The 13,578-nt window shown below is 57.7% G+C and carries 13 protein-coding genes; 1 reads left to right on the top strand and 12 read right to left on the bottom strand.

The window, feature by feature from the left end; translation table 11 throughout:
* Positions 1-1,563 (bottom strand): FAD-dependent oxidoreductase (locus tag ACEQWH_RS01960; RefSeq protein WP_370227804.1); only part of this gene is annotated, 1,563 nt, incomplete at its 3' end.
* Positions 1,564-1,727: 164 nt separating this feature from the next.
* Here ACEQWH_RS01960 and ACEQWH_RS01955 point away from each other — a divergent pair.
* A complete protein-coding gene (locus ACEQWH_RS01955; protein ID WP_370227802.1) occupies positions 1,728-2,648 on the top strand; it encodes a PHP domain-containing protein in 921 nt (306 codons plus the stop codon).
* On the opposite strand, the gene ACEQWH_RS01950 is transcribed toward ACEQWH_RS01955, so the two are convergent.
* From ACEQWH_RS01950 to ACEQWH_RS01900, 11 genes are all read right to left on the bottom strand, one after another.
* The gene (locus ACEQWH_RS01950; protein ID WP_370227800.1) at positions 2,645-3,226 is read right to left on the bottom strand and encodes a dimethylsulfonioproprionate lyase family protein; all 582 of its coding nucleotides are present in this window, start codon (positions 3,224-3,226) and stop codon (positions 2,645-2,647) included. The genes ACEQWH_RS01955 and ACEQWH_RS01950 overlap by 4 nt on opposite strands.
* 103 nt (positions 3,227-3,329) lie before the next feature.
* On the bottom strand, positions 3,330-5,234 hold the full coding sequence (locus ACEQWH_RS01945; protein WP_370227798.1) for a beta-galactosidase: 1,905 nt from the start codon (positions 5,232-5,234) through the stop codon (positions 3,330-3,332).
* Positions 5,235-5,241: 7 nt separating this feature from the next.
* Complete coding sequence (locus tag ACEQWH_RS01940; RefSeq protein WP_370227796.1) at positions 5,242-6,084, bottom strand: SMP-30/gluconolactonase/LRE family protein; 843 nt, start codon at positions 6,082-6,084, stop codon at positions 5,242-5,244.
* Positions 6,081-6,686 carry a 2-dehydro-3-deoxy-6-phosphogalactonate aldolase gene (locus tag ACEQWH_RS01935; protein ID WP_370227794.1) on the bottom strand — a complete coding sequence of 202 codons (606 nt, stop codon included), beginning with the start codon at positions 6,684-6,686 and terminating at the stop codon, positions 6,081-6,083. The genes ACEQWH_RS01940 and ACEQWH_RS01935 overlap by 4 nt, the downstream gene beginning before the upstream one ends.
* Entirely contained in the window at positions 6,683-7,597 is a 915-nt protein-coding gene (locus tag ACEQWH_RS01930) for a 2-dehydro-3-deoxygalactonokinase (RefSeq protein ID WP_370227792.1), read from the bottom strand. Before ACEQWH_RS01930 ends, ACEQWH_RS01935 begins: the two co-directional genes overlap by 4 nt.
* A complete protein-coding gene (locus tag ACEQWH_RS01925; RefSeq protein WP_370227790.1) occupies positions 7,594-8,358 on the bottom strand; it encodes an SDR family NAD(P)-dependent oxidoreductase in 765 nt (254 codons plus the stop codon). The genes ACEQWH_RS01930 and ACEQWH_RS01925 overlap by 4 nt, the downstream gene beginning before the upstream one ends.
* A complete protein-coding gene (locus tag ACEQWH_RS01920; protein WP_370227788.1) occupies positions 8,358-10,067 on the bottom strand; it encodes an IlvD/Edd family dehydratase in 1,710 nt (569 codons plus the stop codon). Before ACEQWH_RS01920 ends, ACEQWH_RS01925 begins: the two co-directional genes overlap by 1 nt.
* Before the next feature lie 10 nt (positions 10,068-10,077).
* Positions 10,078-11,430 (bottom strand): alpha-glucosidase/alpha-galactosidase, encoded by a 1,353-nt coding sequence (locus ACEQWH_RS01915; protein WP_370227786.1) that lies wholly within the window; start codon positions 11,428-11,430, stop codon positions 10,078-10,080.
* The gene (locus ACEQWH_RS01910) at positions 11,427-12,275 is read right to left on the bottom strand and encodes a carbohydrate ABC transporter permease (protein WP_370227784.1); all 849 of its coding nucleotides are present in this window, start codon (positions 12,273-12,275) and stop codon (positions 11,427-11,429) included. Before ACEQWH_RS01910 ends, ACEQWH_RS01915 begins: the two co-directional genes overlap by 4 nt.
* Positions 12,275-12,631, bottom strand: a complete 357-nt coding sequence (locus ACEQWH_RS01905; RefSeq protein WP_370227782.1) for an MmcQ/YjbR family DNA-binding protein — start codon at positions 12,629-12,631, stop codon at positions 12,275-12,277. Before ACEQWH_RS01905 ends, ACEQWH_RS01910 begins: the two co-directional genes overlap by 1 nt.
* Complete coding sequence (locus ACEQWH_RS01900) at positions 12,628-13,539, bottom strand: carbohydrate ABC transporter permease (RefSeq protein WP_370227780.1); 912 nt, start codon at positions 13,537-13,539, stop codon at positions 12,628-12,630. Before ACEQWH_RS01900 ends, ACEQWH_RS01905 begins: the two co-directional genes overlap by 4 nt.
* Positions 13,540-13,578: the final 39 nt, after the last annotated feature.

Below are 13,578 nucleotides of genomic sequence, written 5' to 3'. Positions count from 1 at the left end.
AATCATCGGGGTCAGGCAAGAGCGGCCAACAACCGTCGGGATCTTGTTGGCCATCAGCTTGTCCAGCCACTCAAACGCGCCCGGACCTTTGATCACATAATTGGCGAAGTTCGAGATATCGATGATACCCACATTTTCCCGCAGCATTTCACACTCGCGCCCAACAGGCGCCCACCAGTTCTGACGCGTGAAGCTGTTGGTATCTGACACACCCGGCTGATCGGCAAACCACAAAGGATGCTCCCAACCGCAGTTCAGCCCAAAGACCGCGCCCATCTCTTGTTGCATCTCATAAGCCGGACGCACCCGCGCCGGGCGTCCGGCGCTGCGTTCCTCGTTGGGGAAATGGATGGCAAAGCGGTTGGCATATTGGTCCTCGACCCGCGCCTTGGTGAATTTGGCATCGGCCCAGTCCCCAAACCGCACCAGATCCCAGGCGAACATGTCGTACTGAGGTTCTCCGTCGATCATCCATTGCGCGGCCAACAGGCCAAGACCACCCGACTGGCTAAATCCGGGGATGATGCCACCAACAAGGAAGTAGTTCTTAAGCTCAGGCACCGGCCCCCACAGCGCGCTGGAATCGGGGCTCCAGATCATTGGACCGTTGATGACGCGCTTGACTCCGGCGGTTTCCGCACAGGGCACACGCTCAACGGCGCGCATCACGTTCTCCATGATGCGGTCCAGATCGTCTGGGAACAAATCATGCGCGAAATCCAACGGTGTGCCGTTTTCCGCCCAGAACCGCATGTCTTTTTCATAGGCGCCGATCAGAAAGCCGTTGCCCTCTTGGCGGAAGTAATACTCGCCGTCGCGGTCCGCAATCGACGGCAGGCGGCGTCCGATGGCCGCGACCTCGTCAATGGTTTCCGTGACGAAATACTGGTGCTCTGTAGGTTGCAACGGCAGCGTCAGCCCCGCCATCGCGGCAACTTCGCGCCCCCACAATCCTGCTGCGTTCACCACCCATTGCGTGTGAATGTCGCCTTTCTCAGTGCGCACAATCCACGACCCGTCAGACTGTTGCTCGGTCCCAATCACGGGGCAGAACCGTTCGATCGTCGCGCCCATGGCCCGCGCGCCAGCCGCATAAGCATGGGTCACGCCAGAGGGGTCGACATTGCCGCCTTCGGGTTCAAACATGATGCAGCGCACATCGTCAAACTGCGCCAAAGGATGCAGCTCTTTGGCTTGCTCACGACTGATTTCATAGAAATTCAGCCCGTAGTATTTGGCCTTGGCTTCCTGCAGCCGCAGCTGGTGTTCCCGTTCCTGCGTCTGCGCCAGATAAAGCGAGCCAGGTTGAAAAACGCCACAGCCCTGACCGGTTTCCTGTTCCAGCTCTTTGTAGAGGTTCATCGTATAGTGCTGGATACGGGTGATGTTGTTGTTGTCATGCAACCCGTGGATCCCCGCGGCCGCATGCCAGGTCGAGCCAGACGTCAGCTCGTCACGCTCCAAGAGAACGACATCGGTCCAGCCAAGTTTCGCCAAATGGTAAAGGATCGAACAGCCGACCAGCCCGCCGCCGATGACCACTGCCTGTGCATGGGTTTTCATGTCAAAGTTCCTAGGATGCATCTTTGAGCAAAGTCTAAAACCGAAACCGCGTCAGCACACACAAAATAACCTGACCCTTTGACCAAAAATTTTCCAATTCACCAGCACGTCATACCGCGATTACACTTGTCGCATATCGGGGGTAAAACAGCGAGGACAGCCCTGTGACACAGTCTATTTTCGATCTGCCCGGCCGCTTCTGGCGCGGCAACCTGCACACCCATTCTGACCTGTCAGATGGTGTCCTAAGCCCTGCCGAGGTTTGCCAGAGGTATCAGGACGAAGGCTATGATTTTCTGGCGCTGACCGATCATTTTGTGGGCGAGTACAACTATCCGATTGCTGACACCAAGCCCTTTAGAACGGACAGTTTCACCACGATCCTTGGGGCCGAGCTGCATTCAGGCGCCATGGAAAACGGCGAGCTGTGGCACATTCTGGCGGTCGGTCTTCCAGAGGATTTTGCACCCTCACATTCCCCCAGCTTTCATCCCGTCGCCGGCCAAGAAACCGGCCCCGAGCTTGCGCAACGCGCGTGGGATGCCGGCGCCTATGTCGCCATCGCGCACCCTGAATGGGGCGGCATGAGCTTTGGCGATGCAAACAGCATCAAAGCGGCCCATGCGGTCGAGGTCTATAACCACACCTGCGGCGTCGACTGCGACCGAGCGAACGGCCACTATATGCTGGACCAACTTCTGACGGCGGGTCGCCAATTGAACCTATGCGCAACAGATGACGCCCACTTCAGTGAACCGGACAGCTTTGGCGGATGGGTCATGGTGAAGGCTGCGGAAAACACACCGCAGGCGCTGTTGGATGCATTGAAAGCCGGGCATTACTATTCGTCAACCGGCCCGGATTTCACCGGAATTGTCTGGGAAGAAGACCGTGTCACCGTGCGCACATCGCCTGTGAAAGCGGTGATTGTGCAGGGCAAAGGGTCTCACTCATTCTGTGTACATGGTACGGACATGACGGACACCGAAGTGCCGCTTGAGCGGTTGCGCGGATCGCCCTGGATGCGCATCACGATCGTGGATGAAACAGGCCATCGTGCGTGGTCAAATCCGGTCTATCGCTAGCGCGTGAGCACCGGCGGTGTGTCAAACCCGTTGCGCCAGATCACATAGGCCATAACCGGTTCATCCTCGGTCTCCATCGCATGCGGCTGATTAGAGGCATGTTCACACGTCTGCCCGCTTGTCAGCCATTCCTCTGGCATGTCTTTGCGAAAGAAACGCGCCGCGCCACCGATCACGCGGTACATCTCTTCGCCGGGATGGTGGTGCCAGGGATAGTGCAAATGCGCGGGCATATAGACCACCCACGCCGCCATTTTCGCGCTGTGAAAAGCGCCGCCCTCGCCGATCAGACAATAGCACCCAAAGCGATCCATAAAGTCATCGCCAATGTCCGTGTCCTTGTAGGTCTCACGCCACTGCGCGAGGTCTGCTGCGGCGATAAAGGCGCGCCGCAGCGGCGTTTCGGGATCTGAAAAGCCGTCTTCCTGCTGCATCAGATCCTGAGGCGGGATGTGAAAATGGCGCACCTCTTGAGGCGTGACGTCATCAGGAAACGGACAGAACGCCATAAGCGCTGCGTCCGCCTCATGCATGCGTTTCACCTCGGCCAACAAATGGTTCCACGTCGCACGCGTCATCACAAACCTCCCAATGAGACTCCACGTCTTCATCAGGAAGCCTGCGCGATGGGCGATATTTGCTCTAAAAAACGCGCGACACGGACTTGTTTACCAGCGACGCTTAGGTGCGGGGATCGCGCACAACCGAGGCAGGCTCAAACACCCGCCCGCCCAGCTGTTGCGGCGTGGCGGCATAGTTGAACCAAAAGGTCTCGGTCGCCGTATCGCGCCGACGCAGGCCCTCGGGAAGGTCGATGACCTCAAGGCCAGCCTGCGCGCACAGCGGGGTCAAAATGGTCTTCCACCCTTCGGCATCGGGCCACCCTGCCAGATAATGCAGCGGGCCTTGCGACATGACCGCGGGCAACCCATCCTCGGTGCGCAACGTCACGTTGGCCGCCCCTGTCAGAACCTCGCGATACCCTTTGAAGGCGCCACTTGGGTTCAACGCCTCCGGACAGTCAGGTCGCAGCGATTCCACGCGATCCACAGTGATATCCAAGCCTGGAATCGCAGGCGGCAGAGGCACGGGAATGGTCATATCCTGATCACGCGCAGCCGTGCGCGGCCCCATCAAAACCTGCGCATCCAGCTGGGATAGAGCCTGCTTCAGATCATCAGACATATGCATGACGCCCGGCGCGAGGATCAAATCATAGCCAGCGAAATCTCGGGTTTCAGGACGTAAGATATCGATCGACAGCCCAAGTTTCCGCAATGCTTTATAGGCGTCAAACACCAGACCAAAATAATCCAAACCCGCACCATGAGGCTGCACCGCCCAGGCCGCATCCGCATCATAGTCAAAGATCAGACCCACACGCGCCTGCTGGGGCTGCACCTCGGAGGAGTCCACCAGCTCGTCGCGAATTTGGCGCACCTCTTGCATCGCTTGCGCCTCTTGGCTGTCAGGTCGCAAAAGCCCCGCGTGCATTTGCTCTTGTGCCATAGGGGCCTGTCGCCAGCGGAAGTAACATACGGCCTCGGCCCCATGCGCGAAGGCTTCCCAAGACCACAGGCGCACCATTCCATCCAGTGGTGCCGGATTATAGGGCGCCCAGTTCACCGGACCCGGCTGTTGCTCCATCACCCACCAACGCCCGCGCCCTACGGCGCGATAGAGGTCATGGTGAAAGGCCTGAAAATCCGGATCACCCTGTCGCGCGAAGGCCCGTTGATGGGCCTTGTCGGCGCCAACGCGGTCTTCCAGAAACCCCATGGGATAGCTGTCCCAACTGGCGATTTCCAAATCATCGCCCACTTTGAAATGATCAAAGTCGGTGATCCGGCCCATGTAATTGTGGGCAATCGGCGCGCTTGAATGGTCGCGGATGATATCGGCCTGCAGCCGGTTGAACGCGACGACCTGATCCGAGGTATATCGCCGAAATGCCAGGCTGTGCGCGGGGTTAGGCTCTGTAACTGTCAGGTTTGGCAGATCGATCTGGTCAAACCGATTGTACTCCATCGACCAAAAAACATTGCCCCAAGCAGCGTTCAAATCTTCGACCGAGCCATAGCGATCCGCAAGCCATGCCTGAAACCCGCGGCGCGCGGCGTCTGAATAGGAAATTGTTGTGTCGTGACAGCCGTATTCATTATCCGTCTGCCAAGCCGCAACATGGGGGTTCGCGCCGTAACGTTCCGCCAGCAGAGCGACGATGCGCGCGCATTCTTCGCGGTAGCCAAGATGCGAAAAGCAATAGTGCCGCCGCGAGCCGAACCCGCGTGGTTTGCCCTCTGCATCCAATGCGATCATGTCGGGGTGTTTGTCGACCATCCAGCGCGGCGGTGTGGCAGTCGGTGTTCCCAAAACAACCTTGAGTCCCGCAGACCCAAGAACATCAATCGCCTGATCCAACCACTCAAACCGCAGATCACCGGGCGTGGGCTCCAATCGAGACCACGCAAACTCGCCGATCCGAACCCAGGTCAGCCCGGCCTCTGCCATGCGCGCGGCATCATCCGCCCAGATCTGAGGCTCCCAGTGTTCGGGATAATAACAGGTACCTAAACTGCGTTTCATGTGTTGCTCACAAAATAACCTGATGCTCGGCCTGACCGACGACATCTGTGAAGGTGTGATAATAGGTCCGCCCTTCTGCGTCCCCGTCAAGCCCTTCGGCTGCGGAGGTCGCATAGAGCGTTTTCAGATCTGAACCGCCAAAGGCCGGGCAACTGATCTGTTCGGCAGCAAAGGCCACGGTCTGCATCAGGACCCCGTCCGCGCCATAGCACGCGACCCGATGCGCGCCCCATTGCGCGTTCCAAAGGTTGCCCTCGCTATCTACAACGGCCCCATCGGGGTTCACTCCGGCATCGTTCAGATCGACGAACACGGTGGGATCCCCCAACGGCCAGCCTTGGGCGTCCAGCGTCTGCGCCATAATCTGGCGCGTCGGCGTATCGCAGAAATAGGCGATATCGCCAGACGGCGAAAAACAGATCGCATTGCTGATCGTGATGTTCGAAAACAGCTTGCGCAGCTCGCCCCGGTAATAGCGATATATGCCACCAGCCCCGTCTTCGGCGTTCACGCCCATCGTGCCGATCCAAAAGCCCCCCTGCGGATCAGCGCGCCCGTCATTAGAGCGCGTCACGGGGTTATCGTCCTCGAGTGCCGCGACCAGATCCAGCGCGCCGGTGGCGATGTCAAATTTCGACAACCCACTGGCCGAAGCCATCAAGAGCGTGTCCTGATCCACCCATCCTGCGGCAGAGACATATTCGTCAAACTGCCATTCCATCAGCTGGTTGCCTGTCCGGCTTAGAAGCTTGCGGCCGAGAATATCAAACCAGAACAGCTGTTGGCGTTCCGGATGCCACATTGGGCCCTCGCCCAAGACGCAGGACCGTGTGTCATAGACAGATGTCATGCCAGCGCCTCGTCATAGGCTGCCACGATCGCATCCGCTTTGGCGCGCACATCGCTTGGGCTGTCGCCGGGTTTGAAAATGGCCGATCCGATGCCAAAGCCGGTAGCCCCCGCCGCAACCCATTCTTTGAAGTTGCCGGGATGAGCGCCGCCGACGGCATAGGCCTCGGTGCCCTTAGGCAATACGGCGCGCACGGCCTTCAGCCCTGCAGGGCCGATCATGTCGCCCGGAAAGAACTTCAACCCGTCGGCACCTGCGGCCAGTGCAGCGAAACACTCGGTCGGGGTCATCACCCCCGGATAGCTTTGCAGACCCAGCGCCTTGGTGTGCGCGATGACCGCGTGATTGCAATCAGGCGAAACGATCAAACGCCCCCCGACCTCATTGACGCGATCCACGTCTTCAACCGTTAACACCGTGCCCGCCCCGATCAGCGCACGATCCCCCATGGCCGCAACGACGCGTCCGATGCTGTCAAAAGGCTCGGGTGAATTCAGAGGCACCTCGATACGGTCAATGCCCGCCGCAAGGATTTCTTCACAGATCGCAACAACATCTTCGGGCAAAACACCGCGAAGAATGGCAATGATATTCCGGCTCATAGCTTGTCCTTGATCGTTAAATATGCCGCCCATTGGCCGGCGACTGTCAAATCTGAAACGTCGTGGATGCGCGACGGGCATCCCTGCGCCTCGAGCGCATCTTTATAAAGGCCACAGAGCGCAAGATCGCCCACCAAAGCCACGTCCATGCCCAACCAATATGGGCGCGCTGCGGCCAGCTCGAGGCCCAGCAGATACCCCGACAAACGCCCGCGTGCCGTTTCCTGCGGCAGATCCGCAAGCAGGGTTTCCGCGCGGATCGAAAACAGCTTGCTGGACACCGCCTGCGGGCGGCTCATGGCGTCACCGACGGCCTCGTGAAAGGCTGCGATATCCATGGCATCGGCGCCTACAGAATGCCGCAACACCGACTGGCCGGACAACAGCGAGAACATTTCGCCCGTCATATAGGTCTGAAAGCTCACGATCTCTTCGGCGCTGATGCGCACCCATTTTGTATGCGTCCCCGGCAGGCAAATCACACCGTCAAACTTTGGGAACTTGGCCAGAAACCCGGCGATCTGGGTCTCTTCACCGCGCATGACATCGGCGGGTTTATCCTGTTGAACGCCGGGCAGAATCCAGACGTCGACACGGGCATCCTGGGTGGCAACGCGCAACGCAGAAGCGCCACCCGATGCAGCGCAGGGCGCTTTGGCGTAAGGCGCCTCTTGCCAACCTTGCCGAGCGCCGACCATGCCACTGCAAATCACCGGCAGAACCGCGCCGTCCTGCAAAAGATCGTCGATCAGCGCGAGCAAAACGGGTTCAAACTCGTTTGGCGCAAGGCTTCCCATGCCTTTGTCCGAGCTGCGCTTGTCCAGCACCACGCCATCTGCATCCAAAACCGCAACGCGCAGATTGGTTGTGCCCCAATCCACCGCCACCAAAGCAGCCTTGTCCAATGTCATCCTGTAACCACCACTCCGCCGTCAACGACCATCGCTTGTCCGGTCATCATTTTGCTGCTTTCGCTGGCCAGGAACAAGGTCGCGCCGACAATGTCTTCGGGCGAGAGCGTGTCATTCAAGCATTGCCGCGACAGATGCGCCTCAAGCGCCTCGGGCGTCACCCACATCTCTTTTTGCTTGTCCGTCAGAACCCACCCCGGCGCGAGAGCATTCACGCGGATTTTGTCAGGTCCGAATTCACGCGCAAGACTGCGTGTCATACCGTTGATACCGGAATTTGCCGTGGTGTAGAGCGGATACCCCGCGTTGCCCATCATATAAGAGATCGAGCTGAAATTGATGATGGACCCACCGCCTTTGGCCTTCATCCCCTCGGCCACGGCCTGACAGGCAAAGAAATAGGCCTTGAGGTTGATCGCCATCATCCAGTCAAAGAACTCTGTATCGACCTCAGCAGCGGAGTGACGTTTGTCATTGGCAGCGTTGTTCACCAACACATCGATGTCGCCATGGGCCTGAGCCGATTGCGAGATCGCCGCCTTCAGTGCGTCGATATCGGTGATATCGCATTTGATGAACAAAGGACGCGCGCCGTGCTTGGCCTCCATCTCGTCACAAAAGGCCGTCGAGTCCGAACGCTGAACAAAGGCCACCTGAGCGCCCTGCGCCAGAAAGCCCTCGGTCAGAAACGCCCCAATGCCCGAGCCGCCTCCGGTGATAAAAATGGACTTACCCTTGAGGTCGTGAAAGGTCGCAGACATCAGTGGCTCTCCCGCGTAACAGGGCGCGTGTCTTTGCCCACAAGAAAGTCCAGATCGGCTCCCTTGTCGGCCTGCAGAACATGGTCGATGTACATTTTGGCATAGCCGCGCGTGTAATGCGGTGCTTCGGGTTCCCAAGCTGCGCGGCGCGCTTCCAATTCGGCATCATCCACCAGCAATTCAAGCGAACCGTTTGAGGCAGAAACGCGAATTCTGTCGCCGGTTTTCACCAAAGCCAGCGTGCCGCCCGCATTCGCCTCGGGGCTGACATGCAGGATCACCGTGCCATAGGCCGTCCCAGACATGCGTGCATCCGATATGCGGATCATGTCGCGCACGCCCTGTTTCACCAGCTTGCCGGGAATGGGCATGTTGCCCACCTCGGGCATGCCCGGATACCCCTTTGGGCCGCAGCCTTTCAGCACCAGAATAGTGTCGGGCGTCACAGGAAGATCATCGCGGTCGATGTTCGCTTTCAAATCCTCAATAGACTCAAACACAAAGGCCTCGGCCTCATGCTCCAACAGTGCGTCGGTGGCCGCAGATGGCTTCACAATAGAGCCATTGGGCGCCAGATTGCCGCGCAACACTCTAAGACCGGCCGCAGGTTTCAGCGGATCTTCCATCGAGCGGATCACGTCGGAATTGTAGCATTCTGCCCCGTCCGCATAGACCGAAATATCGCCCCCCAGACAGGTTTTGGCCGGCCGCAAGCGATCGCCAAGCTCTTTCAGCACCACAGGCACCCCACCCGCATAGCAGAAATCTTCCATCAAATATTTGCCCGACGGCATACAGTTCACCAACAGAGGGATCTCGCCGCCCAGCTCGAAATCCTTGAGGGTGACATCGACGCCAACGCGCCCTGCCAAAGCAAGCAAATGAACGACCGCATTGGTCGATCCACCGACCGCAGCATTGGTCATGATCGCGTTTTCAAAGGATTCTTTAGTCATGATGTCGGATGGTTTCAGATCTTCTTCGACCATTTCGACAATCCGGCGGCCTGTCATATGCGCCAAAGCCATGCGCCGCGCATCCACCGCGGGCAATGCCGCGTTTGTGGGCAGCGACATCCCCATCGCTTCGACCAAAGACGCCATTGTCGAGGCGGTACCCATCGTCATGCACACACCCTTAGAGCGGCTCATTCCGGACTCCGCGTTCATGAAATCCTGCAGCGTCATTTCGCCTGCGCGCACCTGCTCTGAGAACTTCCAGACGTCGGTGCCTGAACCGATGTCTTCGCCTTTGAACTTTCCGTTCAGCATCGGACCCGACGACACAACGATCGCTGGAAGATCCACCGAGGCCGCCCCCATCAGCTGACCCGGCGTGGTCTTGTCACAGCCGCCCAGTAGCACAACGCCATCCATGCCATAGGCGCGGATCGATTCCTCGACATCCATCGCCAGCAGGTTCCGAAACAACATCGCAGTTGGTTTCATCTGGGTTTCACCCAGTGACATCACAGGGAATTCGACGGGAAAACCACCAGCCTCCCACACGCCGCGTTTCACACCCTCGGCCAAATCGCGCAGACCAGAGTTACAGGGCGTCAGTTCCGACCACGTGTTACAGATGCCAATCACCGGACGCCCGTCAAAGACGTGATCCGGAAAGCCCTGATTTTTCATCCAAGACCGATGGATGAACCCGTCTTTGTCGAGCTTTCCATACCAACCGCGATTTCGTTTTTCTTTTGTCATTGTCGTCTTTCTATGCGGCTTTTGCAGGGCGGCACCACGCGGGCAACCACTCTCCGTGTGCGGCCAACAGATCGTCCACCATGGCACGAATCTGGCGCAGGTCCAGTTCGGCAGCGGTGTGCGGATCCATCATGGCAGCGTGGTAAATATGTTCTGGGTTTTCTTCAACAAGCGCGCGAACTGTCAGTTCCTGAACGTTGATCTGTGTACGCATCAAGGCAATTAATTGCGGCGGAATATCCGTGACCACGCTTGGCTGAACCCCGTTGCTGTCCACCAGACACGGCGTTTCAACAGCCGCACCCAAAGGAAGCTGCGGGATCTGGCCCGTGTTGGGCAGGTTGCCATAGGCCACATAGGGCTGATCGGTGACAATCGCATTCATCAGATCGGCCGCAAATTCGTGGCTGCGCTTAACCTCGATGGTACCTGCAGCTTTCAGGGCGGCAGCCTGTGTTTTCCAATCCGCAATCTGCTCTTCGCAGCGTGTTGGATATTCATCCAGCGGAATGCCGAACTCTGAAATCAGATCGTCGCGGCCCTCTTTGATGAACCAAGGCACATATTCCGCCAAATGCTCAGAGCTTTCCGTGCAGAAATATCCCAGCTGATCCATCACTTCATAGCGCACCTTGTTCGGGCATCGCGGCATCAGCAGGGGTCCCTTTGGGAGGGACCCACTGCGATACCCCGCGCGGAGTGCTGGGTAGAGGTCGCGCATCCCTTCGACGCCTACCTGCTCCAGCCGCAGAAAGAATGCCACGTGATTGACGCCCGCCACTTTGTAACGAATGTCGCCTTTTGGGATGTCCAGATCGTGGGCGAGTTCCTCGACCGTGTTCTGGACGGAGTGGCAGAGGCCAACCTGTTTGATATCCGGGAACCGCTCGGCCAGACCCCAAGTGTTGATCGCCATCGGGTTCACATATTGCAGCAAGGTCGCATTCGGGCAGCACGCACGCATGTCAGCCGCAACATCCCACAACACAGGCACCGTGCGCAGGCCGCGCATAATGCCGCCAATGCCCAAAGTATCGGCAATCGTCTGACGCAGACCGTACTGCTTTGGGATCTCAAAGTCGGTGACCGTACAAGGCTTGTAGCCGCCGATCTGAAAAGCGGTGATGACAAAGTCGGCGCCATCCATCGCCGCGCGGCGATCATTATGAGAACTGACCGTCGCACCCGCGCCTGTCGCCTCGATCATCTTGCGAACGACCATCTCGCTTTCGGCAAGACGATCTGCGTCAATGTCCATCAACGCAAAGTGGCTGTCAGCAAGAGCCGGCGTCAGAAGCGCATCGCCCACAATATTCTGCATGAAGATCGTGGAACCCGCGCCGATAAACGTGATTTTCGTCATTTAACTGCTCCGAGAGTGAGGCCTGCAATGAAGTGCCTCTGCATAAGAAAGAACATCGCCACTGGGGGCAGCGCAGCTACGATAGAGCCCGCACTCATCAGGTGATAGGCCGCACGGTATTGCGCGTTAAACGAGGTGATCCCAGCCGTGACTGGCTGACTTTCTGCGCCCTGTGTCAAAACCACAGCCCAGAAGAAATCGTTCCAGATGAAGGTGAAGATCAAGACAGACATGGCCGCAATCGCGGGCTTCATCAACGGAAGCACCACGTACCAGAAGATCCGCCATTCCGCGATGCCTTCGACGCGTGCTGCCTCGATCAACTCATAGGGCAGCGCTCGGATAAAGTTGCGCATGAACAGCGTGCAGAATCCGGTTTGGAAGGCGATGTGAAACAGCACAAGGCCGGTCTTGGTGTTGTAAAGCCCCAGGTCCAGCGTCAGGTCGCGCACAGGCACCATCAGGATCTGAAACGGCACGAAGTTGCCCGCAACAAACATGAAGAAAACCCAGAGGTTTGAGCGGAATTTATAAACGCCCAGCGCAAAGCCCGTCATGGAGCTAAGGATCACACAGCCAATCACAGTCGGCACGGTGATAAATACCGAGTTCAACAAGTAGCGCGGCATATCCGAGGCAAAGAAGACTTTGCCATAGTTTTCAACGGCGTTGAACGTGCTGGGCAAGCTCCAGTAGTTGCCCTGCACAAAGTCGGCGTCAGGCTTGATCGAGAACACTGCAACAGCCACCAGCGGAAGCAACCACAGCACAAGACTCATCGGCAACAGCGTCTGATAGGTCAGCTGCCAGCTGCGAGAGGTTTTTTCAATCGGAGTCGGAAACATCAGACATCCTCCAGGCGCGGCGCCAGTTCGGCTTGCGCTTTCTTTGTCAGTTTCGAACGCACTTCGTCATAGGACACGCCCAGACGTTGCTTCAGTTCGTCGTCGGCGATCGCTTCACCAACACGGATCCAGCTTTTGTGGAAATAGGGCGCTTTGAACCCGATGCCTGCATCAATCAGCATCGTCGCGGCTTCGATGTTGGCGGTCTTGACCGCCACGCCTTCGAGCTTGTCACCAAAACAAGCAAACATCTTGCCGCCAACTTTCCAGCTGTCCAGATCCCCGGCTGCGGGGTCTGACGCCACCGCGCCGGGAAACCCGACACAGATTGCGTCAACTTTCGCTCTAAAGCTCATCGACCGCGCTCCTCTTGGTACATGGACCACAGGAAGTAGATGATGAAGCAGAGCATAATCAGGAACAGCACCACAGCAATCGCGGCCCCATAGCCCATGCGGAACCCATATTCCGACAGCGCCACCTCGAACATATAGAAGGACAACACGCGGCTTTCCCCAAACGGGCCGCCATTTGTCATGATCGAGATCAGGTCAAAGGAGCGCAGCGCACCAATGATGGTCACAACAAAGGCGATAAATGTCGCCGGACGCAGCTGGGGAATGATCACGTGCCACAGCATCCGGTACCCTTTGGCACCGTCCAAACGCGCAGCCTCGATCTGTTCAGGGTCAACCGCGTTCAGGCCTGTCAGATACAGGATCATACAATAGGCTGTCTGCGGCCAGATCCCTGCGGCGATAATACCGTAGGTCACATAGCGTTCGTCACCCAGCACGTTGATCGGACTGATTCCGAAAACCCCAAGGAATTGGTTCAAAAGGCCGAATGTCGGATCATAGAACCATGTAAACACAAGGCCCACGACCACTTGTGAAATCACAAACGGGAAGAAAAACAAAGATTTATACAGTCGAATACCCGCTACGGTCTGGTTCAGGAACAACGCGATCATCAGACCGGCTGGAATGGCCAGAAGATACAGCAGCAACCAGATCAGGTTGTTGCGCAGGGATGTGTAGAAAGCATCATCCCAATAAAGCTCTTCGTAGTTTCGAACACCGACATACTCCGCCTGACCAAGACCGTCCCACTCGTAAAAAGAGACGTTGATCGACTGAAAGATCGGAAAGATCACATAGATCAGAAAGAACAGTACACCAGGTGCAAGAAACAGCCAGGGCGTAACGGCGATCTCATTGCGCTTGTACCAGGAACGGCGCGCTGTCGCAGGAGTGGCAGACATGAGGGATCTCCGGATAAGGTCGCCGACTGAGGGCGACGG

Source organism: Cognatishimia sp. (assembly GCF_964229375.1).
In the GTDB taxonomy this organism is placed as follows: Bacteria; Pseudomonadota; Alphaproteobacteria; order Rhodobacterales; family Rhodobacteraceae; genus Cognatishimia.
The sequence above is the reverse complement of the archived record's forward strand: the minus strand, read 5'-3'. Positions and strand labels throughout refer to the sequence as shown.

Coding starts and splice junctions, on each gene's coding strand:
- ACEQWH_RS01950 (WP_370227800.1), bottom strand. CDS start 3,226: ATGACGCGTGCGACGTGGAACCATTTGTTGGCCGAGGTGAAACGCATG.
- ACEQWH_RS01945 (WP_370227798.1), bottom strand. CDS start 5,234: ATGAAACGCAGTTTAGGTACCTGTTATTATCCCGAACACTGGGAGCCT.
- ACEQWH_RS01940 (WP_370227796.1), bottom strand. CDS start 6,084: ATGACATCTGTCTATGACACACGGTCCTGCGTCTTGGGCGAGGGCCCA.
- ACEQWH_RS01935 (WP_370227794.1), bottom strand. CDS start 6,686: ATGAGCCGGAATATCATTGCCATTCTTCGCGGTGTTTTGCCCGAAGAT.
- ACEQWH_RS01930 (WP_370227792.1), bottom strand. CDS start 7,597: ATGACATTGGACAAGGCTGCTTTGGTGGCGGTGGATTGGGGCACAACC.
- ACEQWH_RS01925 (WP_370227790.1), bottom strand. CDS start 8,358: ATGTCTGCGACCTTTCACGACCTCAAGGGTAAGTCCATTTTTATCACC.
- ACEQWH_RS01920 (WP_370227788.1), bottom strand. CDS start 10,067: ATGACAAAAGAAAAACGAAATCGCGGTTGGTATGGAAAGCTCGACAAA.
- ACEQWH_RS01915 (WP_370227786.1), bottom strand. CDS start 11,430: ATGACGAAAATCACGTTTATCGGCGCGGGTTCCACGATCTTCATGCAG.
- ACEQWH_RS01910 (WP_370227784.1), bottom strand. CDS start 12,275: ATGTTTCCGACTCCGATTGAAAAAACCTCTCGCAGCTGGCAGCTGACC.
- ACEQWH_RS01905 (WP_370227782.1), bottom strand. CDS start 12,631: ATGAGCTTTAGAGCGAAAGTTGACGCAATCTGTGTCGGGTTTCCCGGC.
- ACEQWH_RS01900 (WP_370227780.1), bottom strand. CDS start 13,539: ATGTCTGCCACTCCTGCGACAGCGCGCCGTTCCTGGTACAAGCGCAAT.